27 protein-coding genes are annotated in these 26,097 nt (G+C 63.1%); all 27 read left to right on the top strand.

The features are described 5' to 3' along the window. Positions 1-5 precede the first annotated feature (5 nt). The 27 genes from fliH (at position 6) to HU752_RS09280 (ending at position 26,072) form a co-directional block, all read left to right on the top strand. Positions 6-788 (top strand): flagellar assembly protein FliH, encoded by a 783-nt coding sequence (gene fliH / locus HU752_RS09150; RefSeq protein WP_186677614.1) that lies wholly within the window; start codon positions 6-8, stop codon positions 786-788. After that, positions 778-2,136, top strand: coding sequence for a flagellar protein export ATPase FliI (fliI, locus tag HU752_RS09155; protein WP_186677609.1), 1,359 nt, complete (start codon positions 778-780; stop codon positions 2,134-2,136). Before fliH ends, fliI begins: the two co-directional genes overlap by 11 nt. Positions 2,137-2,143: 7 nt before the next feature. Further along, entirely contained in the window at positions 2,144-2,593 is a 450-nt protein-coding gene (gene fliJ, locus HU752_RS09160) for a flagellar export protein FliJ (protein ID WP_186677606.1), read from the top strand. A 134-nt stretch (positions 2,594-2,727) separates the two neighbouring features. Continuing rightward, on the top strand, positions 2,728-3,033 hold the full coding sequence (locus tag HU752_RS09165; RefSeq protein WP_026144914.1) for an STAS domain-containing protein: 306 nt from the start codon (positions 2,728-2,730) through the stop codon (positions 3,031-3,033). A 4-nt stretch (positions 3,034-3,037) separates the two neighbouring features. Beyond that, positions 3,038-4,744, top strand: coding sequence for an ATP-binding SpoIIE family protein phosphatase (locus HU752_RS09170; protein WP_186677603.1), 1,707 nt, complete (start codon positions 3,038-3,040; stop codon positions 4,742-4,744). Positions 4,745-4,773: 29 nt separating this feature from the next. Then, positions 4,774-5,133 carry an Hpt domain-containing protein gene (locus HU752_RS09175; RefSeq protein WP_186677601.1) on the top strand — a complete coding sequence of 120 codons (360 nt, stop codon included), beginning with the start codon at positions 4,774-4,776 and terminating at the stop codon, positions 5,131-5,133. An 88-nt stretch (positions 5,134-5,221) separates the two neighbouring features. Further along, positions 5,222-6,640: a flagellar hook-length control protein FliK gene (locus tag HU752_RS09180; RefSeq protein ID WP_186677598.1), complete on the top strand. Its 1,419-nt coding sequence runs from the start codon at positions 5,222-5,224 to the stop codon at positions 6,638-6,640. A 265-nt stretch (positions 6,641-6,905) separates the two neighbouring features. Next, the gene (fliL, locus tag HU752_RS09185; protein ID WP_186677596.1) at positions 6,906-7,418 is read left to right on the top strand and encodes a flagellar basal body-associated protein FliL; all 513 of its coding nucleotides are present in this window, start codon (positions 6,906-6,908) and stop codon (positions 7,416-7,418) included. A 9-nt stretch (positions 7,419-7,427) separates the two neighbouring features. Beyond that, positions 7,428-8,396, top strand: a complete 969-nt coding sequence (fliM, locus tag HU752_RS09190; RefSeq protein WP_186677593.1) for a flagellar motor switch protein FliM — start codon at positions 7,428-7,430, stop codon at positions 8,394-8,396. Positions 8,397-8,449: 53 nt separating this feature from the next. Further along, the gene (gene fliN / locus HU752_RS09195) at positions 8,450-8,905 is read left to right on the top strand and encodes a flagellar motor switch protein FliN (protein WP_186677591.1); all 456 of its coding nucleotides are present in this window, start codon (positions 8,450-8,452) and stop codon (positions 8,903-8,905) included. Continuing rightward, on the top strand, positions 8,906-9,355 hold the full coding sequence (fliO, locus tag HU752_RS09200; protein ID WP_186677588.1) for a flagellar biosynthetic protein FliO: 450 nt from the start codon (positions 8,906-8,908) through the stop codon (positions 9,353-9,355). Continuing rightward, positions 9,355-10,107, top strand: coding sequence for a flagellar type III secretion system pore protein FliP (gene fliP / locus HU752_RS09205; RefSeq protein ID WP_186677585.1), 753 nt, complete (start codon positions 9,355-9,357; stop codon positions 10,105-10,107). Before fliO ends, fliP begins: the two co-directional genes overlap by 1 nt. A gap of 21 nt (positions 10,108-10,128) precedes the next feature. Further along, the gene (gene fliQ, locus HU752_RS09210; protein ID WP_054061324.1) at positions 10,129-10,398 is read left to right on the top strand and encodes a flagellar biosynthesis protein FliQ; all 270 of its coding nucleotides are present in this window, start codon (positions 10,129-10,131) and stop codon (positions 10,396-10,398) included. Between the two features lies 1 nt (position 10,399). Next, entirely contained in the window at positions 10,400-11,182 is a 783-nt protein-coding gene (gene fliR / locus HU752_RS09215) for a flagellar biosynthetic protein FliR (protein ID WP_186677579.1), read from the top strand. A gap of 2 nt (positions 11,183-11,184) precedes the next feature. Further along, a complete protein-coding gene (gene flhB / locus HU752_RS09220) occupies positions 11,185-12,324 on the top strand; it encodes a flagellar biosynthesis protein FlhB (protein ID WP_186677576.1) in 1,140 nt (379 codons plus the stop codon). 263 nt (positions 12,325-12,587) lie between these two features. Continuing rightward, positions 12,588-14,717: a flagellar biosynthesis protein FlhA gene (flhA, locus tag HU752_RS09225; protein ID WP_186677574.1), complete on the top strand. Its 2,130-nt coding sequence runs from the start codon at positions 12,588-12,590 to the stop codon at positions 14,715-14,717. 11 nt (positions 14,718-14,728) lie between these two features. Beyond that, positions 14,729-16,057 carry a flagellar biosynthesis GTPase FlhF gene (flhF, locus tag HU752_RS09230; RefSeq protein ID WP_186677572.1) on the top strand — a complete coding sequence of 443 codons (1,329 nt, stop codon included), beginning with the start codon at positions 14,729-14,731 and terminating at the stop codon, positions 16,055-16,057. A gap of 121 nt (positions 16,058-16,178) precedes the next feature. Next, positions 16,179-17,012: a flagellar synthesis regulator FleN gene (gene fleN / locus HU752_RS09235; protein WP_186677570.1), complete on the top strand. Its 834-nt coding sequence runs from the start codon at positions 16,179-16,181 to the stop codon at positions 17,010-17,012. Beyond that, a complete protein-coding gene (gene fliA, locus HU752_RS09240) occupies positions 17,009-17,749 on the top strand; it encodes an RNA polymerase sigma factor FliA (protein ID WP_054064087.1) in 741 nt (246 codons plus the stop codon). Before fleN ends, fliA begins: the two co-directional genes overlap by 4 nt. A 191-nt stretch (positions 17,750-17,940) precedes the next feature. After that, complete coding sequence (locus HU752_RS09245) at positions 17,941-18,312, top strand: chemotaxis response regulator CheY (RefSeq protein ID WP_003183998.1); 372 nt, start codon at positions 17,941-17,943, stop codon at positions 18,310-18,312. 22 nt (positions 18,313-18,334) lie between these two features. After that, positions 18,335-19,123 (top strand): protein phosphatase CheZ, encoded by a 789-nt coding sequence (locus tag HU752_RS09250; RefSeq protein ID WP_186677568.1) that lies wholly within the window; start codon positions 18,335-18,337, stop codon positions 19,121-19,123. A gap of 14 nt (positions 19,124-19,137) precedes the next feature. Continuing rightward, entirely contained in the window at positions 19,138-21,444 is a 2,307-nt protein-coding gene (locus tag HU752_RS09255; protein WP_186677566.1) for a chemotaxis protein CheA, read from the top strand. Positions 21,445-21,496: 52 nt separating this feature from the next. Continuing rightward, positions 21,497-22,639, top strand: coding sequence for a protein-glutamate methylesterase/protein-glutamine glutaminase (locus HU752_RS09260; protein ID WP_186677563.1), 1,143 nt, complete (start codon positions 21,497-21,499; stop codon positions 22,637-22,639). After that, positions 22,639-23,379 (top strand): flagellar motor protein, encoded by a 741-nt coding sequence (locus HU752_RS09265; RefSeq protein WP_186677560.1) that lies wholly within the window; start codon positions 22,639-22,641, stop codon positions 23,377-23,379. The genes HU752_RS09260 and HU752_RS09265 overlap by 1 nt, the downstream gene beginning before the upstream one ends. 10 nt (positions 23,380-23,389) lie before the next feature. Next, positions 23,390-24,277: a flagellar motor protein MotD gene (motD, locus tag HU752_RS09270; protein ID WP_186677556.1), complete on the top strand. Its 888-nt coding sequence runs from the start codon at positions 23,390-23,392 to the stop codon at positions 24,275-24,277. A gap of 52 nt (positions 24,278-24,329) precedes the next feature. After that, a complete protein-coding gene (locus HU752_RS09275) occupies positions 24,330-25,118 on the top strand; it encodes a ParA family protein (protein ID WP_186677553.1) in 789 nt (262 codons plus the stop codon). A gap of 69 nt (positions 25,119-25,187) precedes the next feature. Continuing rightward, complete coding sequence (locus HU752_RS09280) at positions 25,188-26,072, top strand: CheW domain-containing protein (protein ID WP_437182337.1); 885 nt, start codon at positions 25,188-25,190, stop codon at positions 26,070-26,072. Positions 26,073-26,097 lie beyond the last annotated feature (25 nt).

The raw sequence follows: 26,097 nt of genomic DNA on the forward strand, positions 1-26,097 counted from the left end.
AAGCCATGACTGATCCAACCGATCTGATCCGCGCGCGGGACGTCAGCGGCTTCGACCTGTGGTCGTTGCCCAGTTTCGACCCGCATGTCGAAGAACCCGAGCCGGAGCCGGAGGAAGAGCCGCAGGCCGAGATCGAGGAGGTGCCGCTGGAGGAAGTCCAGCCACTGACCCTCGAGGAGCTCGAGACCATTCGCCAGGAGGCCTACAACGAAGGCTTCGCGGTGGGTGAGCGCGAAGGTTTTCACAGTACCCAGATCAAGGTCCGCCAGGAGGCCGAGGTGGCCCTGGGGGTCAAGCTGGCCAATCTCGAACGGCTGATGAACAACCTGTTCCAACCGATTGCCGACCAGGACCAGCAGATCGAGAAAACCCTGGTCGGGCTGGTCGGGCACATCACCCGGCAGGTCATCCAGCGTGAGCTCAAGACCGATTCCAGTCAGATCGAGCACGTGCTGCGCGAGGCGCTGAAGCTGCTGCCGCTGGATGCCGACAACGTGCGGCTGTACATCAATCCCCAGGATTTCGAGCAGGTCAAGGCCTTGCGCGAGCGCCACGAGGCCAAGTGGCGGATCGTCGAGGACGAGGCGCTGATGCCGGGCGGCTGTCGGGTCGAGACCGAGCACAGCCGGATCGACGCCAGCGTCGAAACGCGGATCGAACAGGCCATCGCGCAACTGTTCGACCAGCTTCACGAACAATCGCTGCACCCGGCCCAGCCCGACCTCGCGGTCGACCTGGGTGAGTTTCACGTGCCGCTGGGCACCCCGGAACCTGCCGATGCGTCTTGAACGAACCAGCTTCGGCAAGCGCTTGAGCTCTTATGCCGATGCGATCAACCTGCCGGGGCAGCCGATCCTTGAAGGCCGGCTGTTGCGCATGGTCGGCCTTACCCTCGAGGCCGAGGGACTGCGGGCCGCCATGGGCGCGCGCTGCGTGGTGATCAACGACGACAGCTACCACCCGGTGCAGGTCGAAGCCGAGGTCATGGGGTTTTCCGGCAACAAGGTGTTCCTGATGCCGGTCGGCAGTGTCGCCGGCATCGCCCCGGGGGCCCGGGTCGTGCCGTTGGCCGACACCGGTCGCCTGCCGATGGGCATGGGCATGCTCGGACGGGTCCTCGACGGCGCTGGCCGGGCCCTGGATGGCAAGGGCGGGATGAAGGCCGAGGACTGGGTGCCGCTGGACGGCCCGACCATCAACCCGCTCAATCGCGACCCCATCCACCAGCCGCTGGACGTGGGGATTCGCTGCATCAACGGATTGTTGACGGTTGGCCGCGGCCAGCGTCTCGGCCTGTTCGCCGGTACCGGCGTCGGCAAGAGTGTGCTGCTGGGCATGATGACCCGTTTTACCGAGGCCGACATCATTGTCGTCGGGCTGATCGGCGAACGGGGTCGTGAGGTGAAGGAGTTCATCGAGCACATTCTTGGCGAGGAAGGTCTCAAGCGCTCGGTGGTGGTCGCATCCCCCGCCGACGATGCGCCACTGATGCGCCTGCGTGCGGCGATGTACTGCACGCGGATTGCCGAGTATTTCCGCGACAAGGGCAAGAACGTCCTGTTGCTGATGGACTCGCTGACCCGTTTTGCCCAGGCCCAGCGGGAAATCGCCCTGGCCATCGGCGAGCCGCCGGCGACCAAGGGCTATCCACCGTCGGTATTCGCCAAGTTGCCGAAACTGGTGGAGCGGGCCGGTAATGCCGAGGCCGGCGGTGGTTCGATCACCGCGTTCTACACGGTGCTGTCGGAGGGCGACGACCAGCAGGACCCGATCGCCGACTCGGCGCGGGGCGTGCTCGACGGGCACATCGTGCTGTCCCGGCGCCTGGCCGAGGAGGGGCACTATCCGGCCATCGACATCGAGGCGTCCATCAGCCGGGTCATGCCGGCGGTGGTCAGCCCCGAGCACATGAAGCGCGCGCAGTATTTCAAGCAGCTCTGGTCGCGCTACCAGCAGGCTCGCGACCTGATCAGCGTCGGCGCCTATGTCGCGGGCGGTGATCGTGAGACCGACACGGCGATCTCGCTGCAACCGGCGATGGTCCAGTACCTGCGCCAGAGCCTCAATGACAATGTCAGCCTCGGCGAGAGCGACGCGCATCTGTCGACGATCTTCGCGCCGGCGGCGGGCGGCTGATCCGGCCATGGCCCAGAGTCGTGCCGCGCGCCTGGCGCCGGTGGTCGAGATGGCCGAGAGCAAGGAGCGCACGGCTGCCCAGCGCCTGGGCTACTACCAGGGGCAGGTGCAGGTGGCGCAGAACAAGCTGGCCGACCTCGAAGGGTTTCGCCTGCAGTACCAGGAACAATGGATCGAGCGCGGCCGCCACGGGGTTTCCAGCCAGTGGCTGCTGGGCTACCAGCAGTTTCTCAGCCAGCTGGATACCGCGGTGGCCCAGCAGCGCCAGAGCCTGGCCTGGCACCAGAACAACCTCGACAAGGGAAGGGTCGCCTGGCAGGAGGCCTATGCCCGCGTCGAGGGCTTGCGCAAACTGGTCCGACGCTACATCGAAGAGGCCCGGATGCTGGAGGACAAGCGCGAACAGAAGTTGCTGGACGAGTTGTCGCAGCGCCTGCCGCGCCAGAGTTCCTACTGATCGCAGCGTGCGTTGAACCCTGTCCTTCGGGTGGGGGAGGATGTCAACCGCAGGTATTTTGACGGTCTTGGTTGCCCTGCCGTCAGCGGGGTGCTAAACCTTGTACACATTGCCACTGACAAGGAAGCTGGATCATGGCTGTAGAGTCTGCAGTAAGTGACAACGGCAGGAAATTGACGATCTCCATCAAGGGGCGCTTCGATTTCGGCAAGCATCAGGAATTTCGCGATTCCTACGAGCGGGTCGACACACGGCCCGACTCGGTGGTCGTCGATCTCAAGGATGCCACCTATCTCGACAGTTCGGCCCTGGGCATGCTGCTCCTGTTGCGTGATCATGCCGGCGGCGACAGCGCCGATATCCGGGTGATCAACAGCAATTCGGACGTGCGCAAGATCCTCGCCATCTCCAATTTCGACAAGCTCTTCGATATCGCCTGACATCATGCAGTCCGAAGAGGAGCCGCTGACGGTACTGATCGCCGAGGATGGTGCGGCAGATCGATTGCTGCTGTCGAACATCGTGCGACGCCAGGGGCATACGGTGCTCACCGCCAGCAATGGCGCCGAGGCGGTCGAGGTGTTCCAGGCGCAGCGCCCGCAGCTGGTGTTGATGGATGCCCTGATGCCGGTGATGGATGGTTTCGAAGCCGCCCGCCGGATCAAGCGGCTGGCCGGCGAATCGCTGGTACCGATCATTTTTCTCACCTCCCTGACCGAAAGCAGCGCGCTGGCCCGTTGTCTGGATGCGGGAGGCGACGACTTTCTGGCAAAGCCCTACAACCAGATCATCCTGGCCGCCAAGATCAAGGCGATGGATCGCCTGAGGCGCTTGCAGGCCACCGTGTTGCAGCAGCGCGACCTGATCGCCCGGCACCATGACTACCTGCTCAACGAGCAGCGGGTCGCCAAGGCGGTGTTCGACAAGGTCGCCCACTCCGGCTGCCTGCGTGCACCGAATATTCGCTACCTGCAATCACCCTATGCGCTGTTCAATGGCGACCTGTTGCTGGCGGCCTACACCCCGGGCGGCGACATGCACATCCTGCTCGGCGACTTCACCGGCCACGGCCTGCCTGCCGCCGTTGGCGCGATGCCCCTGGCAGAGGTCTTCTACGGCATGACCGCCAAGGGCTACGGGCTGCCGGAAACCCTTCGGGAGATGAATGCCAAGCTCAAGCGCATCCTTCCGGTGGACATGTTCTGCTGTGCCACCTTCCTGCGCCTGAGCCCGCAGCGGCGGACGGTCGAGGTGTGGAACGGTGGCATGCCCGACGGCTATCTGCACGATATCGCCTCGGGCGAGCGCCGGCCGCTGGTGGCGCGGCACCTGCCGCTGGGGGTGCTGGGGGCCAAGGCCTTCGATGACCGCACCGAGGTTTATCCGATGGCGCAGGGGGATCGGATCATCCTCTTGTCGGACGGCGTCATCGACACCTGCAACGGTGATGAGCAATTGTTTGGCGTGGAGCGCCTGCACCAGGTGTTCGAGCGCAACCAGGACCCGGACCGGTTGTTCGAGGAGATCCAGGAGGCGCTCAGGCAGTTCGGTGGCGTAGCCCGCGACGACATCAGCCTGGTCGAGATCGGCCTGCCCGAGATCGGCGCGCAGATGCCGGCGGTGGTGGTCTATTCCGACAGCGGCGAGTCCTGCCCTCTGGACTGGTCGGTCAACTTCGAGTTCCGCGCCGCGACGCTGCGGCGTTTCAATCCATTGCCCTATCTGCTGCAACTGCTGATGGAAGTGCACGGCCTGCGCTCGCTCAGCGGAGCCTTGTACAGCGTGCTCGCCGAGCTGTATTCGAATGCCCTGGAGCATGGCGTGCTGGGCCTGGACTCGAGTCTCAAGCGCGATGTGCGCGGGTTCGCGCAATACTACGAGCAGCGCAGCCAGCGCCTGCAGGACCTCAACGACGGCTTTGTCCGGGTCAGTCTGCGGGTGGTCCCGGAAGGGGCCGGCGGGCGCCTGTTCATCGAGGTCGAGGACAGCGGCGCCGGTTTTGACTTCGAGCGCGTGATGGAGCGTCCGGCGCAGGTCGAGCGCTTGTCGGGTCGTGGCGTTGGCCTGGTTCGACAGCTCGGTCACTGCGCGCGCTGGTCGAACGCCGGTCGTAGTGCCCACGTGGAGTTTTCATGGGGGCCTCAGGCATAATCCAGGGGTGTTGATCAGGGAGTGAATCAGTGAGCGTCAATCAGGAAGAACACCTTGACTACGATGTGCTCAGCGCATTGCAGGAAGTCATGGAGGATGAGTACCCGGTGTTGCTGGATACCTTTCTCAATGATTCGGAAAAGCGCCTGGGCCAGTTGCACGAAGCTGACAACCCGACCGACCTGGGCCTGGTCGCCCACAGCTTCAAGGGCAGCAGCAGCAACATGGGCGCCTTTCAGCTGGCCGATCTTTGCCGGCAGTTGGAGGAGCAGGCCGCCCGCTTGCCGTTGACAGAGGTCGAGGCCCTGCTCGGGCGAATCGACCGCGAATACGAGCAGGTGCGTTACCTGTATGCTCGCGAGCGCGAGCGGTTTCCGATCAAACAGTAGTTCGCGAAGCCTTCTGGATAAGCTGGCCCGAACCTTGCTTCCGTTCCCTGCATTGAATTAACGATCCCTGTGCAGCGGAGACTGTGTTATGCCCCTCGCTCCCAATCCCTTTCTTCAGGCCACCGCTGCGGCCAAGTCCAAGGTGGACCTCGCGAGCAGCCAGCCGACACCGGCTGCGCAGCCCAAGGACAACGCCTCAAGCTTTGCCCAGGTCTATCAGGACACCCAGAACAAGCCGGCCAAGGACGCCGACGCCCCGGTCAAGTCGAGCCGGGAAAACAGCGCCACGGTACCGGCAAAAAAGGACGCGGTGGCCAATCGCAAGGACGACGCGGCAAAGCCGGCGGTTGCCGATAGCGGCAATTCCTTGCCTGCCAGCAAGGCTGATGACAAGACTGCCAGCAGTGACACCACGCAAGCGGGTAGCGGTGATCAGGCAAGCACCGATGACAGCAGCCAGGACGCCAGCAGCGCCACGCCAGTGGCCGACGCTGCCCCGGTGGACCCGACCGTCGACCCGGCGTTGATCCAGGCGGCTGCCACGCCGCCGACCCCGGCGCCTGAAGCGCAGGTGGCGGCACCACAGCCGCAACCGGCCGTGGAAGCACCGTTGGCAGCTGCCGCCACGGCAGCACCGGTGCAGGCTGCGACGACGCCGAACACCGACGGCGATTTCGATCCGGCTGCCGACCCGCTGGACAACCTGCCGGCCGTGCGCCTGGCGATGGAGCAGAGTGGGCATGTGTCGACCGCCAGCCAGTCGACCACCAGCAAGACCACCGGCAACACCGAGCAGGATCCGAACCTGACGCAGAACCTGGCCAGCAGCGTAAGTATGCTGGTGGATCAGAAAACTGACGCCGGTACCCCCGGGGAGGGTGGTGAGAAGTCCTTCAAGGGCTTGATCGAGGAGGGGCTCAAGGATCTGAAAAGCGCTTCCAGTGACACCCGCGTCGATGATTTCGCCAATCGCCTGGCGGCGCTGACCCAGGCCGCGGTGCCGAAGACCGCCAATGCGCTGCCGGTCAACCAGCCGTTGGCCATGCATCAGAGTGGCTGGACCGAAGAAGTGGTCAACCGGGTCATGTACCTGTCGAGCGCCAATCTCAAGTCTGCCGATATCCAGTTGGAGCCGGCGGAGCTGGGGCGGTTGGACATCAAGGTCAACATGTCCGCCGACCAGACCACGCAGATCAACTTTATCAGTGGTCACGCCGGTGTTCGCGATGCGCTGGAAGGCAACATGTTCCGCCTGCGCGACCTGCTCCAGCAGCAAGGCCTGGGGCAGGCCGATGTCAGCGTCTCCGATCAGTCGCGTGGCTGGAGCGGGCAGGGGCAGGACGCGCAACAGCAGCAACAGCAGGCCCAGAAGGGCAGCAACAGCGGTGGTGCCCGCGTCGACGGTGGCGATGATGACCTGTCTGTCGCGGCGGTAGGTGAAGCCGCTGCCGCCGCAGCCAACACCAGTGTCGTGGTGGGCTCCAGCGCGGTCGACTACTACGCCTGATCCTTCCCGCCCTGGGGTCGGGACGCTTTTGCAGGTGCCGGCTTGCTGGCGATAGCAGTGTATCAGTCGGTACTTCCGGGAACTGACACACCGCTATCGCCAGCAAGCGGAGCGCCGCCCGGCCGTCTCCCACAGTCAAGGCGTCATTCGGGTTCCTCTCGCGGCTCAATGCCTCTCTCCTTTGCGTTTGTCTCGACTCTGGCATAACACTTGCTCCTGCCTTGCCGTGCGACTGTGAAAAACCGAATAGTGACGGATTATTGGCATGGCGAAGAGCGAAGCAGCAGCGGCAAAAGAACCTGGCGGGAAAAGCAAACTCAAGCTGATTATCGTGATCGTGGCGGCCTTGTTGCTGGCTATCGGCTTGTCCGTGGGCGCGACCTGGTACTTCATGCACAGTGCCCAGAGCAAACCTGCAGCGCAAGAGCACGCCGAGGCGGCTCCAACCGGCAAGCAGCCGGCGATCTACGAGCCGATGGCGCCCGCCTTCGTCGCCAACTTCAAGGATGCCAGCGGCCGCCAGCGCTACATGCAGGTGAGCATCACCCTGCTGGCGCGTAACCAGGCAGACCTGGACGCCCTGAAAGTCCATATGCCGGTGATCCGCAACAATCTGGTCATGCTCTTCTCCGGGCAGACCTACGAAACCCTCGCAACTCCGGTCGGCCAGGAACTGCTGCGCCAGAAAGCCACTGCCAGCGTGCAGGAAGTGGCCCAGAAGGAAATCGGCAAGGTCGTGGTCGAACAGTTGCTCTTCACTAACTACGTACTGCAGTAGGATCTCGACATGGCCGTGCAGGACCTGCTGTCCCAGGATGAGATCGATGCCCTCTTGCATGGCGTCGACGACGGTCTGGTGCAGACCGAAAACGTTGCCGACCCTGGCAGCGTCAAAAGCTACGACCTGACCAGCCAGGATCGCATCGTCCGTGGACGCATGCCGACCCTGGAAATGATCAACGAGCGTTTCGCCCGCTACACCCGTATCAGCATGTTCAACATGCTGCGTCGCTCCGCCGACGTGGCGGTGGGTGGGGTGCAGGTGATGAAGTTCGGCGAATACGTGCACTCGCTGTACGTGCCGACCAGCCTCAACCTGGTCAAGATCAAGCCGTTGCGCGGCACCGCGCTGTTCATCCTCGACGCCAAGCTGGTGTTCAAGCTGGTGGACAACTTCTTCGGTGGCGACGGGCGTCACGCCAAGATCGAAGGTCGTGAGTTCACCCCGACCGAGCTGCGCGTGGTGCGCATGGTGCTGGAGCAGGCCTTCATCGACCTGAAGGAAGCCTGGCAGGCGATCATGGAAGTCAATTTCGAGTACATCAACTCGGAAGTGAACCCGGCGATGGCCAACATCGTCGGCCCGAGCGAGGCGGTGGTGGTCTCCACCTTCCATATCGAACTCGACGGCGGCGGCGGCGACCTGCACGTGACCATGCCGTACTCGATGATCGAACCGGTGCGCGAGATGCTCGACGCCGGTTTCCAGTCCGACCTCGACGACCAGGACGAGCGCTGGGTCAAGGCCCTGCGCGAAGACGTGCTGGACGTGGCCGTGCCGCTCAGCGCCACCGTGGCCCGCCGTCAACTGCGCCTGCGGGACATCCTGCACATGCAGCCGGGTGACGTGATTCCGGTGGAGCTGCCGGAAGACATGATCATGCGTGCCAATGGCGTGCCGTCGTTCAAGGTCAAGCTCGGTTCCCACAAGGGCAACCTGGCATTGCAAGTGATTGAGCCGATCGAGCGCCGTTGAGCGCTCGATCGGCATGTACCGTTAACTGGGTTTCTGCCCGCCGAGGATGACTGATGGCTGACGAACACGATATGAACGACCAGGCCCTGGCTGACGAATGGGCAGCCGCCCTGGAAGAGTCCGGCGAATCCGGCCAGGCCGATATCGACGCCTTGCTGGCTGCCGATGCGGCGACCGCCCCGGGCAACCGCCTGCCGATGGAAGAGTTCGGCAGTGTGCCGAAGAGCCACGAGCCGGTGACGCTCGATGGGCCGAACCTGGACGTGATCCTGGATATCCCGGTGTCGATTTCCATGGAGGTCGGCAGCACCGATATCAACATCCGCAACCTGCTGCAATTGAACCAGGGGTCGGTGATCGAGCTGGACCGCCTGGCCGGGGAGCCGCTGGACGTACTGGTCAACGGTACGCTGATCGCCCACGGTGAAGTGGTGGTGGTGAACGAGAAGTTCGGTATCCGTCTGACCGACGTGATCAGCCCGAGCGAACGTATCAAGAAGCTGCGCTGAATGAACAGGCTTCTCGGCACTCTGCTGTTGCTGCCTGTCACTGCGCTGGCGGCCGAGCCCGTGGCTACGGCGACTACAGCCACGGCCACGGCGGCGGTTGCACCGACGGTCGTTGGCGGGATGGCCGGGCAATTGACGCAGCTGGTGCTGGGCTTGTTGCTGGTGCTGGGCGTGATCTTCGCGCTCGCCTGGATGGTGCGCCGTGTGCAGCAGGCGGGGCCGGCAGGCAAGGGGCAGGTGATCGATATCATCGGTTCCCGGGCGCTCGGGCCGCGTGACCGGCTGGTGCTGGTGCAGGTCGGCAAGGAGCAGATCCTGCTGGGGCTGACGCCAGGCACGATCACTCCTCTGCACGTGCTCAAGGAGCCGGTGGAAACACCGAATGGCGAGCCGGCGACGCCGGAGTTCGCTCAACGGTTGATGGAATTGCTGGGTAAGGACAAGAAGTGATGGTTGCGTTGCGTTTCATCCTGACCCTGGCACTGGTGCTCGCCACGCCACTGGCGTTCGGCGCCGATCCGCTGTCGATTCCGGCGGTCACCCTCGGTACGGGAGCCAACGGCCAGCAGGAGTACTCGGTCAGCCTGCAGATCCTGCTGATCATGACGGCGCTGAGCTTCATTCCGGCGTTCGTCATCCTGATGACCAGCTTCACCCGGATCATCATCGTCTTCTCGATCCTGCGCCAGGCCCTGGGCCTGCAGCAGACGCCCTCGAACCAGATCCTTACCGGCATGGCGCTGTTCCTGACCCTGTTCGTCATGGCGCCGGTGTTCGACAAGGTCAACCAGCAGGCCCTGCAGCCCTATCTCGCCGAGAAGATGACGGCCCAGGATGCGGTGCTCAAGGCCCAGGGGCCGCTCAAGGACTTCATGCTGGCGCAGACCCGCAGCAGTGACCTGGAGTTGTTCATGCGGCTGTCCAAGCGGACCGACATCGCTTCGCCCGACCAGGCGCCGCTGACCATCATCGTGCCGGCCTTCGTCACCTCCGAGCTGAAGACCGCTTTCCAGATCGGCTTCATGATCTTCATTCCGTTCCTGATCATCGACCTGGTGGTCGCCAGTGTGTTGATGGCCATGGGTATGATGATGCTGTCGCCACTGATCATTTCCCTGCCGTTCAAGATCATGCTGTTCGTGCTGGTGGATGGCTGGGCGCTGATCATCGGCACCCTGGCCAGCAGTTTTGGTGGTGTCTAGATTTCTCACGGGTAGCGCGCCATGACGCCAGAAGTAGCAATTGATATTTTCCGCGATGCCCTCTGGCTGACCACGCTGATGGTTTCGGTGCTGGTGGTGCCGAGCCTGATCGTCGGCCTGATCGTGGCGATGTTCCAGGCCGCCACGCAGATCAACGAACAGACCCTGGGCTTCCTGCCGCGCCTGCTGGTGATGCTGATCACCCTGATCGTGGCCGGTCCGTGGCTGGTGCAGAAGTTCATGGAGTACATCCAGTCGCTCTACGGCAGCATTCCGCAGGTCATCGGCTGACATGTCGCTGCTCGCGCTGACCGATACGCAGATCAGCTCCTGGGTCGCGAGCTTCATGTTGCCGCTGTTCCGGGTCGGGGCGGTACTGATGACCATGCCGGTGTTCGGTACCACCCTGGTGTCGCGGCGTATCCGCATGTATTTCATCCTGGCCATCACCGTGGTGATCGCGCCGGGCCTGCCGCCGATGCCCGAGGTTCATCCGCTGGACCTCAGCGGGCTGATGCTGATCGTCGAGCAGATCATCATCGGCGCCTTGCTCGGCTTTTCCCTGCAGTTGTTCTTCCAGGCCTTCGTGGTGGCCGGGCAGATCGTGGCGATCCAGATGGGCATGGGGTTCGCCTCGATGGTCGACCCGGTCAACGGTGTTTCGACCGCCGTGATCGGGCAATTCTTCACCATGCTGGTGACCCTGATGTTCCTTGGGATGAACGGGCATCTGGTGGTGTTCGAGGTGCTGACCGAAAGCTTCACCACCCTGCCGGTCGGCAGCGGCCTGTCGACCACGGATTTCTGGGAGATCGCCGGCAAGCTGGGTTGGGTGCTCGCTGCCGCGCTGATGCTGGTGTTGCCGGCGATCACCGCGTTGCTGGTGGTCAACGTCGCGTTCGGCATCATGACTCGTGCCGCGCCGCAGCTGAACATCTTCTCCATCGGTTTCCCGCTGACCCTGGCGCTGGGGATGTTGATCCTCTGGGTCAGTCTCGGGGATATTCTCAATCAGTATCAACCGCTGGTCGTCGAGGCCTTGCAGTTTTTACGTGAACTGGCACGGGCGCGCTGAGCATGGCAGAGAGCGAGAGTGGTCAGGACAAGACAGAGGAGCCCACGGAGAAACGCAAGAAGGACTCCCGGGAAAAAGGCGAGATCGCCCGCTCCAAGGAGCTCAATACACTCGCGGTGATGCTGGCCGGGGCGGCCGGGCTGCTGATCTTCGGTGGCAAGCTGGCCCAGGAAATGGCCGAGCTGATGCGCCTGAACTTCACCCTGACCCGCGAAGTGGTGCTCGACCAGCGCTACATGTCGATCTTCCTGCTGCAGTCGGGCAAGCTGGCGATCCTGGCGGTGCAGCCGATTCTCCTGACCCTGCTGGTCGCCGCCTTCGTCGGCCCGATTTCCCTGGGCGGCTGGTTGTTCGCCGCAGGCAGCCTGGCGCCCAAGTTCAGCCGGATGAACCCTCTGTCCGGTCTCAAGCGGATGTTCTCGACCAAGGCCCTGGTTGAATTGCTCAAGGCCATGGCGAAATTCTTCATCGTCCTGTTGGTGGCGCTGGCGGTGCTGTCGTCGGATATCGACGATCTTGTACGGATCGCCCATGAACCTCTGGAGATGGCGATCATCCACAGCCTGCAACTGGTGGGCTGGAGTGCCTTGTGGATGTCCTTGGGGCTGCTGCTGATCGCGGCGGTGGACGTGCCGGTGCAGTTGTGGGAAAGCCACAAGAAACTGCTGATGACCAAGCAGGAAGTGCGCGACGAGTACAAGGATCAGGAGGGGCGTCCCGAGGTCAAGCAGCGGATTCGCCAGTTGCAGCGGGAAATGTCCCAGCGCCGGATGATGGCGGCGATTCCCGAGGCCGACGTGGTCATCACCAACCCGACCCACTATGCGGTCGCGCTCAAGTACGACTCGGAGAAGGGTGGGGCGCCGATCCTGCTGGCCAAGGGTAACGACTTCATTGCCCTGAAAATCCGCGAAATCGCCGTCGAGCACGACATCATGCTGCTCGAGTCGCCGGCCCTGGCGCGTTCGATCTACTACTCCACCGAACTGGAACAGGAGATTCCGGCGGGGCTCTACCTGGCGGTGGCGCAGGTGCTGGCCTATGTCTACCAGATCCGCCAGTTCCGTGCCGGCAAGGGCCGCCGGCCGGATCCGCTCAAGGACGACCTGCCGATTCCGCCGGACCTGCGCCGCGATTCCTGATTCATGCCGGTTTTTGGGTGGTTGGGGTAGGGCGCAGGGGCCACTTCGCGGATAAATCCGGCTCCCACAGTAGGGTGGTGACCGCAGATTTTGTGGCCGCTGCTGAACTTTGTGGGAGCCGGATTCATCCGCGAAGAGGCCCTCCAACCTGGCGCATACCCGCATTTTCAACGTCTTCGTCATAGTTGGAGAGCTTCTTGCAGAGGCTGCTCCAGGACGCCTGCTGGCGTCAAAAGTTTGCTTCAAGGTGACGAGGAAAACCGGTGGATCGCACTCAACTGATCAACACTGCCCGCAGTAACCTGGCCGGTCTCGGCCGGGGCAACCTGGGTGTGCCGCTGTTGCTGCTGGTCATGCTGGCGATGATGATGTTGCCGGTGCCGGCTTTCCTGCTGGACGTGTTCTTCACCTTCAACATCGCCCTGTCGATCGTCGTCCTGCTGGTGTGTGTCTACGCGTTGCGGCCGCTGGATTTTGCCGTGTTCCCGACCATCCTGCTGGTCGCCACACTATTGCGCCTGGCCCTGAACGTGGCGTCGACCCGGGTGGTCATGCTTCACGGCCAGGAAGGCCATGCCGCCGCCGGCAAGGTGATCCAGGCCTTCGGTGAGGTGGTGATCGGTGGCAACTACGTGGTCGGTATCGTGGTGTTCGCGATCCTGATGATCATCAACTTCGTCGTGGTGACCAAGGGCGCCGGGCGGATTTCCGAGGTGAGCGCGCGTTTCACCCTCGATGCGATGCCCGGCAAGCAGATGGCGATCGACGCCGACCTCAACGCCGGCCTGATCGACCAGGCCCAGGCCAAGGCGCGCCGTGCCGAAGTGGCACAGGAAGCCGAGTTCTACGGTTCGATGGACGGTGCCAGCAAATTCGTCCGTGGTGACGCCATTGCCGGCCTGCTGATTCTGTTCATCAACCTGATCGGTGGCATGGCGGTCGGTATCTTCCAGCACAACATGACGTTTGCCGATGCCGGCAAGGTCTACGCGCTGCTGACCATCGGTGACGGTTTAGTGGCGCAATTGCCATCACTGTTGTTATCCACAGCTGCGGCGATCATGGTGACCCGTGCTTCCGGTTCGGAAGACATGGGCAAGCAGATCAATCGGCAGATGTTCGCCTCACCCAAGGCCCTGGCCGTGGCTGCCGGCCTGATGGCGGTGATGGGCCTGGTGCCGGGCATGCCGCACATTTCCTTCCTGAGCCTTGCGCTGTTGGCCGGCGGTGCCGCCTACCTGGTCTGGAAGAAGCAGAATGTCGCCAAGGTCCAGGCCCTGGCCGAGGTCCAGCGCCAGCAGGATCTGCTGCCGTCGCCGGCCCGCGCCATGGAAACCAAGGAATTGGGATGGGATGACGTGACTCCGATCGACATGATCGGCCTCGAAGTCGGCTACCGCCTGATTCCATTGGTGGACCGCAACCAGGGCGGGCAGTTGCTGGCGCGGATCAAGGGTGTGCGCAAGAAACTGTCCCAGGATCTGGGCTTCCTGATGCCGACCGTGCATATTCGTGACAACCTCGATCTGGCGCCCAGCGCCTATCGCCTGACCCTGATGGGTGTGATCCTGGCCGAGGCCGAGATCTATCCCGATCGCGAGCTGGCGATCAACCCGGGTCAGGTCTACGGCACCCTCAACGGCATCACCGCCAAGGACCCGGCTTTCGGCCTCGAAGCGGTGTGGATCGAGATCAGCCAGCGCTCCCAGGCGCAGTCGTTGGGCTACACCGTGGTCGATGCCAGCACCGTGGTCGCGACACACCTCAACCAGATCCTGTACAAGCATTCCAGCGAACTGATCGGCCACGAGGAAGTGCAGCAGCTCATGCAGCTGTTGGCCAAGGGCTCGCCGAAGCTGGCCGAGGAGCTGGTACCGGGCATCGTTTCCCTGTCGCATCTGCTCAAGGTGCTGCAAGCGCTGCTCGCCGAGCACGTTCCGGTGCGCGATATCCGGACCATTGCCGAAGCCATCGCCAACAATGCCTCCAAGAGTCAAGATACTGCCGCTTTGGTTGCCGCCGTACGTGTCGGATTGTCCCGTGCAATCGTCCAAAGCATTGTAGGGCTTGACTCCGAGCTGCCTGTGATCACCTTGGAGCCAAGGTTGGAACAAATATTGCTCAATAGTCTGCAGAAGGCCGGACAAGGCTCGGAAGAAGGCGTTCTGCTGGAACCGAGCATGGCTGAAAAGCTCCAGCGTTCACTGATTGAAGCCGCCCAGCGTCAAGAGATGCAGGGGCAGCCGGTGATCCTGCTGGTAGCCGGTCCGGTTCGCGCGATGCTTTCGCGGTTCGGACGCCTGGCGGTACCTAGCCTGCATGTGCTGGCTTACCAGGAAATTCCGGACAACAAGCAAGTCACCATCGTTGCGACAGTAGGGCCCAACGGCTGAGGTAGTGGGTTATGCAAGTTAAGCGTTTTTTCGCCGCCGATATGCGTCAGGCCATGAAGCTGGTTCGTGACGAATTGGGCTCGGACGCGGCCATCATCGGCAACCGCCGGATCGCTGGCGGTGTCGAGCTGACGGCTGCGTTGGACTACAAGCTCTCGGCCCTGGCACCACGGGTGCCGAACATGGAGCTTGAGGACGAGCTGCGCAAGACCCAGTCGCGTATCGTCACCGCCCAGGCCGAGCTGAGCCTGCGCAGTGAGGGTGAAAACGATGGCAATACCAATCGCCAGCTGTTCGCCGGCTTGCCGCTGACCGCGGCCGAGCCACTGATCGAACCGACCTTCGACGAACCTCGTCGTCCTGCCCCGGCCCCGGTTGCGGCGGCCCCGGCGGTGGACCAGCGGGTCTTCGACTCGATGCGCTCGGAACTCAACGGTCTGCGTGAACTGCTGGAAGTGCAGCTCGGCTCGCTGGCCTGGAACCAGTTGCAGGGTCGCCAGCCGGAGCAGGCCAACCTCTGGCGGCGCCTGCAGCGCATCGGCCTGTCCGGTCCGCTGTCGCGCGACCTGCTGGCGCTGATCACCGATATCCAGGAGCCTCGCCAGGCCTGGCGCATGCTGCTGGCGCACCTGGCCCGGATGATCGTCACCCCGGAGGTCGAACCGCTCGAAGAGGGTGGGGTGATTGCCATGGTCGGCCCGGCCGGCATGGGCAAGACCACCACGCTGGCCAAGCTGGCCGCGCGCTACGTGCTCAAGTACGGCGCACAGAACATTGCACTGGTCAGCATGGACAGCTTCCGCATCGGTGCACAGGAACAGCTCAAGACGCTGGGGCGGATTCTCAACGTCTCGGTGACCCATGTCGATCCTGGTCAATCCCTGGCCCAGGCCCTCGATCCGCTGCTGCGCAAGCGCGTGGTGCTGATCGATACCGCTGGCCTGCAGGCCAGTGACCCGGCCTTGCGCATGCAGCTGGAAAGCCTGGCCGGCCGCGGGATCAAGGCGAAGAATTACCTGGTGCTGGCGACCACCAGCCAGAAGCAGGTGCTCACCGCCGCCTACCACAGCTACAAGCGCTGTGGCCTGGCCGGATGCATCCTGACCAAGCTGGACGAGACGGCAAGCCTCGGCGAAGTGTTGAGCCTGGCCATCAGCCATGAACTGCCGGTGGCCTACCTGACCGATGGCCCACGCATCCCGGACGATCTGCATTTGCCTCGTCGCCACCAGTTGGTGAGCCGCGCGGTCAGCGTGCAAATGCAGGAAGAACCCAGCGAAGAGGCCATGGCCGATATGTTCGCTGACATCTACCACAGCCCCTCCAAGCGAGTGGGGTGAGGTAACCATGAAGACGTTGCAACGCATCTACATCGATGGTCTGCCAGGCATTAGTTTCCTTCGGGAGCGCGCAGCCAGTTATGTGGCCTTCCGTCTACGCGAGACAAGGTAAGAAGAGAACATGGGTAGCATGCATCCCGTACAGGTGATTGCGGTGACCGGCGGCAAGGGTGGCGTCGGGAAGACTAACGTGTCAGTGAACTTGTCCCTGGCCCTGGCCGAGCTGGGCCGGCGCGTCATGCTGCTGGACGCCGACCTGGGCCTGGCGAATGTCGACGTTCTGCTGGGGCTGACCCCGAAGCGGACCCTGGCCGATGTGATCGAAGGGCGCTGCGAGCTGCGCGATGTGCTGCTGCAGGGTCCTGGCGGAATCCGTATCGTGCCGGCGGCGTCCGGCACCCAGACCATGGTCAACCTGAATCCGGCCCAGCATGCCGGCCTGATCCAGGCATTCAGCGATATCGGCGACAACCTCGACGTGCTGGTGATCGACACCGCCGCGGGTATTGGTGACTCGGTAGTCAGCTTCGTGCGTGCGGCCCAGGAAGTGCTGCTGGTGGTCTGCGACGAACCGACTTCGATCACCGACGCCTATGCGCTGATCAAGCTGCTCAACCGCGACTACGGCATGAACCGTTTTCGCGTGCTGGCCAACATGGCCCAGAGCCCGCAGGAAGGCCGCAACCTGTTCGCCAAGTTGACCAAGGTCACGGACCGCTTCCTTGACGTGGCCCTACAATACGTCGGCGCCGTTCCCTACGATGAATGCGTTCGCAAGGCCGTGCAAAAGCAGCGTGCGGTCTACGAGGCATTCCCGCGTTCGAAATGTGCTCTGGCGTTCAAGGCCATCGCGCAGAAGGTCGACACCTGGCCGTTGCCCGCCAACCCACGTGGGCACCTGGAATTTTTCGTCGAACGTCTGGTACTTCAAACGAGTGCGGGACCCGTGCTATGACTGCAAGTGGCTATCGCATGTATTCCAAATCGTCGCGTGACAGCCAGTATGAACTGATCGAGCGCTACGCACCGCTGGTCAAGCGTATCGCCTATCACCTGCTGGCCAGGCTGCCGGCCAGTGTCCAGGTCGAGGATCTGATCCAGGCCGGGATGATCGGCCTGCTCGAAGTCTCGACCAAATACGACTCGGGCAAGGGTGCGAGTTTCGAGACCTATGCCGGTATCCGCATCCGTGGCGCGATGCTCGATGAGGTCCGCAAGGGCGACTGGGCACCCCGTTCGGTACACCGCAACACCCGCATGGTCAGCGACGCAATCCGGGCAATTGAAGCGAAAACCGGTCGCGACGCTAAAGATCATGAAGTTGCAGCCGAACTCCAGTTGAGTCTCGATGATTATTACGGGATTTTGAACGATACCTTGGGCAGCCGCCTGTTCAGTTTCGACGACCTGTTGCAGGACGGCGAGCATGAAGGGTTGCATGAGGATGGCGCGAGCGCTCATCTCGAACCGTCGCGCGATCTGGAGGATGAGCGCTTCCAGGCCGCACTGGCGGACGCGATTGCCAATTTGCCGGAGCGTGAGCGGCTGGTGTTGTCGCTGTACTACGACGAGGAGCTGAACCTCAAGGAAATCGGTGAGGTCCTGGGGGTCAGCGAGTCACGGGTCAGCCAGTTGCATAGCCAGTGCGCAGCCCGTTTGCGGGGGCGTTTGGGAGAGTGGCGAGCGCGTTGACGGGGCAGTGTGTGGGGACACTGCGAACGAGACCGATGCAGCGTGTGACGGTGTATCGGCGGCTCGGCCGGTTGTGGTTTCCATGCAGTAGGGTACAGAGCCTTGTCGAGTGTTGTGCCGAATTGATTTAACAGCGCGTCCAGGTGCTGAAACGCGTTTAAGACTGCTTGGAGGTCGAATTGAACAAGAACATGAAAATCCTCATCGTTGATGACTTTTCAACGATGCGGCGGATCATCAAGAACCTGTTGCGTGACCTCGGGTTCACCAACACTGTCGAGGCCGATGACGGTACTACCGCCATTCCGGTTCTGAACAGTGGCAGCATCGACTTTCTGGTCACCGACTGGAACATGCCCGGCATGACCGGCATCGATCTGCTGCGCCACGTACGTGCCGACGAGAAGCTCAAGCACCTGCCGGTCCTGATGGTGACGGCCGAGGCCAAGCGCGAGCAGATCATCGAGGCCGCACAGGCCGGTGTGAACGGCTATGTGGTCAAACCATTCACGGCCCAGGCGTTGAAAGAGAAGATCGAGAAGATCTTCGAACGCATCGGTTGATGAAGTCCGCCACGGGGGCGCTATGGAGCACTACGAATCCTCTCTGGGCGATTTTGAATCGACCCTGAAAAAACATGCTCGTGAGCTGGTCGAAAGCCTTGAGAAAGGCCGCTTCGGCGACGCCGTGCAAATGATCCATGAGCTGAACCAGGCCCGTGACCGCGGCTTGTACCTGGAAGTCGGCAAGCTGACCCGCGAGCTGCACAGTGCGATCGTCAATTTCCAGATCGATCCCACCATGCCGCAGGCCGAGGAAGTTTCGCAGATCACCGATGCCACCGAGCGCCTGTCCTATGTGGTCAGGCTCACCGAGGCCGCGGCCAACCGCACCATGGACCTGGTGGAGAGTGCGACCCCCCGGATCAATGGCCTGAATGACGAGGCCAAGGCGCTGAGCGCCGACTGGGGACGGTTCATGCGGCGCGAGGTCGGTGCCGAGGAATTCCGTGCCCTGGCCCGGCGTGTCGACAGTTTCCTGACGCGTAGCGAGCAGGAAACCCAGGCCGTTTCGAGCGAACTCAACGATATCCTGTTGGCCCAGGATTATCAGGACCTGACCGGCCAGGTGATCAAGCGTGTCACGCAGATGGTCACCGAGGTCGAGAGCAACCTGCTCAAGCTGGTGTTGATGGCCAGCCATGTGGATCGCTTTGCCGGCATCGAACATGACCGTGAAGCGATCCTTGCGCAAAAAGATCCACAAAAACAAATGGAAAAGGGTGAAGGTCCGCAGATTCATGCCGATAAACGTGAAGACGTTGTGTCCGGCCAGGACGATGTCGACGATTTGCTTTCCAGCCTTGGATTCTAGGAGCACCCATACACATGAGCTTCGGCGCCGATGAAGAGATCCTTCAGGATTTCCTGGTTGAGGCCGGCGAGATTCTTGAGCAACTGTCCGAACAACTGGTCGAGCTGGAAAGCCGACCGGACGATGCTGACCTGCTCAATGCCATTTTTCGCGGTTTTCACACTGTAAAAGGGGGCGCCGGCTTCCTCCAGCTCAACGAGCTGGTGGAGTGCTGTCACATCGCCGAGAACGTGTTCGACATCCTGCGCAAGGGTGAGCGTCGCGTTGACGCCGAGCTGATGGACGTGGTCCTGGAAGCGCTCGACGCGGTCAACGGCATGTTTGGCCAGGTCCGTGAGCGCAGCGCGATCACCCCGGCGACGCCGGAGCTGCTGGCAGCCCTGTCGCGCCTGGCCGAGCCCGCCGGAGCCGAATCCGCGCCGGCGCCGGTGGCCGAGGTTGCCGCACCTGAGCCCGAGCCGGAACCGGTGGTCGAGCCTGTGGCTGAAACCCCGTCCGGTGATATTACCGACAATGAATTCGAACAGTTGCTCGACTCGCTCGGGGGTGCCGAGGCGCCTGCGCCAGCCGCCGAAGGCGAGGCCGAGAGCGATGAAATTACCGATGCCGAGTTCGAGTCGCTGCTCGACCAGCTGCACGGCAAGGGCCAGTTCGCGCCCGATGCCGTAGCCGCTTCGGCCCAGGCACCGGCTGGCGATGCCGCCGCCGAACAGCCTGACAATGGCGACATTACCGACGACGAATTTGAAGCCCTGCTCGATCAGTTGCACGGCAAGGGGACCTTCAAGGTCGAAGGCATCGATACTGCAGCTGCCGCCGCCCAGGCTGCGGAAGTGACAGGAGCCTCCGGCAGTGACCTGATCACCGACCAGGAATTCGAATCCCTGCTCGACGAACTGCATGGCAAGGGCAAGTTCACCGACGTGGCAGCGACGGCGACCGCCGCTGCTCCCGTGGCGGCCAAGCCTGCTGCCGCCGCTCCGGCCGCCGCACCGGCGGCCAAGGCGCCAGCCGCCGCTGCCGCAACACCCGCGCCAGCTGCCAAGGCGGCGCCAGCTCCGGCCGCCGCGTCGGCGCCTGCTGCACCGGCTCCGGCCCGCGCGCCAGCGCCAGCCGCGGGAGGCGCTGGCGACAAGCCAGCGGCCAGCGAAGCGGAAACCACCGTGCGGGTCGATACCGCGCGCCTGGACGAGATCATGAACATGGTCGGCGAACTGGTGCTGGTGCGTAACCGCCTGGTCCGCCTGGGCCTGAACAGCGGCGACGAAGCCATGTCCAAGGCGGTGTCCAACCTCGACGTGGTGACTGCCGACCTGCAGACCGCGGTGATGAAGACCCGCATGCAGCCGATCAAGAAAGTCTTCGGCCGCTTCCCGCGCCTGGTTCGCGACCTGGCCCGGCAGTTGAAGAAAGAGATCAATCTGGAACTGGTGGGTGAGGAAACCGACCTCGACAAGAACCTCGTCGAGGCACTGGCCGACCCGCTGGTCCACTTGGTGCGCAACTCGGTCGACCACGGTATCGAAGAGCCGGCCGACCGCGAGGCGATGGGCAAGCCGCGCAGTGGCCGTGTGGTCCTGTCGGCCGAACAGGAAGGCGACCACATCCTGCTGTCGATCTCCGATGACGGCAAGGGCATGGACGCCGACGTGCTGCGCAGCATCGCCGTGAAGAAGGGCCTGATGGACAAGGATGCGGCGGATCGCCTGAGCGAGACCGACTGCTTCAACCTGATCTTCGCCCCGGGTTTCTCGACCAAGACCGAGATCTCCGACGTGTCCGGCCGTGGCGTCGGCATGGACGTGGTGAAGACCAAGATCGCCCAGCTCAACGGCACCATCAATATCTACTCGACCAAGGGCAAGGGCTCGAAGATCGTCATCAAGGTCCCGCTGACCCTGGCGATCATGCCGACCCTGATGGTCATGCTCGGCAACCAGGCCTTCGCCTTCCCGTTGGTCAACGTCAACGAGATCTTCCACCTCGACCTGTCGCGTACCAACGTGGTCGACGGCCAGGAGGTGGTGATCGTGCGGGACAAGGCGTTGCCGCTGTTCTATCTCAAGCGCTGGCTGGTCAGTTCCGCAGCTCATGAAGAGCAGCGCGAGGGCCACGTGGTGATCCTTTCCGTTGGCACCCAACGCATCGGCTTTGTCGTCGATCAATTGGTCGGCCAGGAGGAAGTGGTAATCAAGCCGCTGGGCAAGATGCTTCAGGGAACCCCGGGCATGTCGGGCGCCACCATCACCGGTGACGGTCGCATCGCACTGATTCTCGATGTGCCGAGCATGCTCAAGCGTTACGCGGCACGGCGTATTTGATTCTGGCACGGCGGTAGGGCATGAGCCCGCCGCCGCGCCTAACGGAGTGTTTATGGTAGTCAAGGTCCTGGTGGTGGATGACTCGGGTTTTTTCCGCCGCCGCGTCTCGGAAATTCTTTCGGCGGATACGAGCATCCAGGTCGTCGGTACGGCGACCAACGGCAAGGAAGCCATTGATCAGGCGCTGGCGCTCAAGCCGGACGTGATCACCATGGACTACGAGATGCCGATGATGGATGGCATCACCGCAGTGCGGCACATCATGCAGCGCTGCCCGACTCCGGTGTTGATGTTTTCCTCCCTGACCCACGAAGGCGCCCGCGTCACCCTCGACGCGCTGGATGCCGGGGCCGTGGATTTCCTGCCGAAGAATTTCGAGGACATCTCGCGCAACCCCGAGAAGGTCAAGCAACTGCTGTGCGAGAAGGTTCACAGCATCTCGCGCAGCAACCGTCGCTTCAGCAGCTACAGCGCCCCGGCACCGCACCCCACGGCGGCACCGAGCGCGCCGTCCGGCACCAGCAGCTTTTCCAGCAGCCATGCCCCGGCACCCGCTCCAACCCGCAGTGTGCCGCCGCCGCCCAGCCGTGCGCCGGCAGCGGCCGCAACGACGTCCGGCACGCCGAAACGCAAGGCCTACAAGCTGGTGGCGATCGGCACCTCGACAGGCGGTCCGGTGGCCCTGCAGCGCGTGCTGACCCAACTGCCGGCGAACTTCCCGGCACCGATCGTGCTGATCCAGCACATGCCGGCCGCGTTCACCAAGGCCTTTGCCGAGCGCCTGGACAAGTTGTGCCGGATCAGCGTCAAGGAAGCCGAGGATGGCGACATCCTGCGTCCGGGCCTGGCGCTGCTGGCCCCGGGGGGCAAGCAGATGATGGTCGACGCCCGTGGCGCGGTGAAAATCCTGCCGGGTGACGAGCGCCTGAACTACAAACCCTGCGTGGATATCACCTTCGGTTCCGCGGCCAAGTCCTACGGTGACAAAGTTCTGGCGGTGGTGCTGACCGGCATGGGCGCCGACGGTCGCGAAGGCGCGCGCCTGCTCAAGCAGGGCGGCAGTGCGGTCTGGGCCCAGGATGAGGCGAGCTGTGTGATCTATGGCATGCCGATGGCGATCGTCAAGGCTGACCTGGCCGACGCCGTGTACAGCCTGGACGATATCGGCAAGCACCTGGTCGAGGCCTGTCTCTGATGGATGTGTTGAGCCTCATCGGCATCATCATGGCGTTTGTCGCCATTATCGGCGGCAATTTCCTCGAAGGCGGCCATGTCGGTGCCCTGGCCAACGGCCCGGCGGCGCTGATCGTGCTCGGCGGGACCATCGGCGCGGCCCTGCTGCAGTCGCCGATGAGTGCCTTCAAGCGCGCCATCCAGATTCTCGGCTGGATTTTCTTCCCGCCGCGGGTCGACCTCGCCGGGGGGATCGACCGGGTGGTCAACTGGAGCCTGACCGCGCGCAAGGAAGGCCTGCTGGGCCTGGAAGGCGTGGCCGACACCGAGCCCGACAGTTACTCGCGCAAGGGCCTGCAACTGCTGGTCGACGGCGCCGAGCCGGAAGCCATCCGCAGTATTCTCGAAGTGGACTTCTTCACCCAGGAGAGCCGTGACATCGAGGCCGCCAAGGTCTTCGAGAGCATGGGGGGCTATGCGCCGACCATCGGTATCATCGGTGCGGTGATGGGCCTGATCCACGTCATGGGCAATCTGGGTGACCCGTCGCAGTTGGGTAACGGTATCGCCGTGGCCTTCGTCGCCACCATCTACGGCGTGGCCAGTGCCAACCTGGTGCTGTTGCCGATCGCCAGCAAGCTGAAGTCGATCGCCGTGCGCCAGTCGCGTTATCGCGAAATGCTGCTCGAAGGCATCCTGTCGATTGCCGAAGGCGAGAACCCGCGCTCCATCGAATTGAAGCTCCAGGGCTTCATGGATTGATGGAGTAGACATGGCCAGGCGTCGTCACCATGAAGAGCACGTGAACCATGAGCGTTGGCTGGTTTCCTATGCCGACTTCATCACGCTGTTGTTCGCGTTCTTCGTGGTCATGTACTCGATCTCGTCGATCAACGAAGGCAAGTACAAGGTTATCTCCCAGGCGCTGGTCGGTGTGTTTACCGATGCCGACCGCAGCCTCAAGCCGATCCCCATCGGTGACGAGCGGCCGGTGACGGTCAAGCCGGCCGATCCGTTGATCAAGGACGCCGAGCAAACCGACGCGGCCTTCGGGCAGGGCGCGGCCGACCCGCTCAAGAGCATCGCCGACGATATCAGCGCGGCGTTCGGCGACCTGATCAGCTCCAACCAGATGACCGTGCGCGGCAACGAACTGTGGGTCGAGATCGAGCTCAACTCCGGCCTGTTGTTCGGCAGCGGCGATGCCTTGCCCAGCGACAAGGCGTTCGACATCATCGCCAAGGTGGCGAAGATCCTGAAGCCGTTCGACAACCCGATCCATGTCGAAGGCTTTACCGATGACCAGCCGATTCGTACGGCGCAGTACCCGACCAACTGGGAGCTGTCCTCGGCGCGTTCGTCGAGTATCGTGCGCATGATGGCGATGGAAGGGGTCAACCCGCAGCGCATGGCGTCAGTCGGCTACGGCGAGTTCCAGCCGGTGGCCAACAACGCCACGGCCGAAGGCCGCGCACGCAATCGCCGGGTGGTGCTGGTGGTCTCGCGCAACCTCGATGTACGGCGCAGCCTGACCGGTACCGGCACTGCCAATGCAACACCCGATGCGGCATTGAAGCGGGCTGGCACACAAACTGCACCGCCAGCGGTAAAGCAAGCGGTACGCGAGAACTCCGTCAAATCTCCGGCACCTGCTCTATAACTTAGCGCTATTTCTCGGCAGGCCTGACATTTTGCCGGGAGGAACACACTGAATGAGAGTCTGGGCAGTAGCCAATCAAAAAGGTGGCGTCGGTAAGACCACTTCCTCCATCGCTCTAGCCGGTCTGCTGGCTGAGGCGGGCAAGCGTGTGGTCGTCGTCGACCTCGACCCGCACGGGTCGATGACCAGCTACTTCGGCTACGATCCGGACACCCTGGAGCACAGCAACTTCGATCTGTTCCAGCACAAGGGCCAGGTTCCCGAAGGCCTGCCGGGTCAATTGCTGCTGTCGACCAGTGACGAACGTATTTCGCTGTTGCCGTCGAGCACCGCGCTGGCGACTCTCGAGCGCCTTTCGCCAGGCCAGAGCGGCCTGGGCCTGGTGATTGCCAAGAGCCTGGCGCAGCTGTGGCAGGACTTCGACTATGCGGTGATCGACAGCCCTCCATTGCTCGGCGTGCTGATGGTCAACGCCCTGGCGGCCAGCCAGCAGCTGGTGGTGCCGGTGCAGACCGAGCACCTGGCGGTCAAGGGGCTGGAGCGCATGGTCAATACCTTGGCGATGATCAACCGCTCACGCCGGCAGGCTTTGCCGTTCACCATCGTGCCGACCCTGTTCGACCGTCGTACCCAGGCGTCCATGGGCACCCTGCGGGTATTGCGCGACAAGTTTCCCGATGCGATCTGGCAAGGCTACATCCCGGTCGACACCCGTTTGCGCGATGCCAGCCGGGCGGGGGTCACGCCCTCACAGTTCGACGGCAAGAGCCGGGGCGTGCTGGCCTACCGTGCCTTGCTCAAACATCTGCTGGCCCAGCAGCTCGTACCGCAGGTGGCCTGACGTGTTGCATTCAAGTCACCTGCCGTTTCAGCCGATAACTCCTACAGAACACTGTAGCGGGACCATTTCATGGGCGTTCAGATGATCCGTCCCGTCGACATCACTACCCGTCCGCAGCTGGCACTGCAGTCCTATCTGGATGCCTTGCTGCAGGAGGCGACCGAAGAACTGCCGGTGGAGCTGGCGGTCGAGCCGGCGCTGGAGATTGCGCTGCCGGTCGAGCCCGAGCCGGTCAGCGAGCTGGATGAATTCCAGGCCGCGGTGCTGGAGGAGCAGGCGCGTGACGCGCTGGCCGCGCAGGCATTGGCTGTTGCGAGCGCATCGGCGCCCGCACCTGTGGCCTTGCTTGAGGTTCCGCTGGCCAGGGTCGAAGTCCCCGTGGCCGAGCCGGTGGCGGCCGTACTGGTGGAGCCGGTGGTCGAGGTGCACCTGCCTCCCGCCGACAGCACACCGCCGCCGCCGGTCGAAGGCGATACGCGCCCGCAGTGGGCGGCGGAGCCGTTCGAGTGCCTGTTGTTCGACGTCGCCGGGCTGACCCTGGCGGTGCCGCTGGTCTGCCTCGGGTCGATCTATTCGCTGGCCGGCCAGGAGCTGACGCCACTGTTCGGGCAACCGGAATGGTTCCTTGGCATCCTGCCGAGCCAGGCCGGGAACCTGAAGGTGCTGGATACCGCCCGCTGGGTGATGCCCGATCGCTATCGCGACGACTTCCGCCAGGGGCTGCAATACGTGATTTCGGTCCAGGGCTACGAGTGGGGGCTGGCCGTGCATCAGGTCAGCCGCTCGCTGCGCCTGGACCCCAACGAGATCAAATGGCGCACCCAGCGTGGGCAGCGGCCATGGCTGGCAGGGACGGTCATCGAGCACATGTGCGCGTTGCTCGACGTTTCCGAACTGGCCGAGTTGATCGCCAGTGGTGCGGTCAAGAACATGCAGTTGAACAAAACGTCATAAATAACAGCGTCAGGGCGCCCAGTGC

The organism is Pseudomonas vanderleydeniana (assembly GCF_014268755.2).
Classification (GTDB): domain Bacteria; phylum Pseudomonadota; class Gammaproteobacteria; order Pseudomonadales; family Pseudomonadaceae; genus Aquipseudomonas; species Aquipseudomonas vanderleydeniana.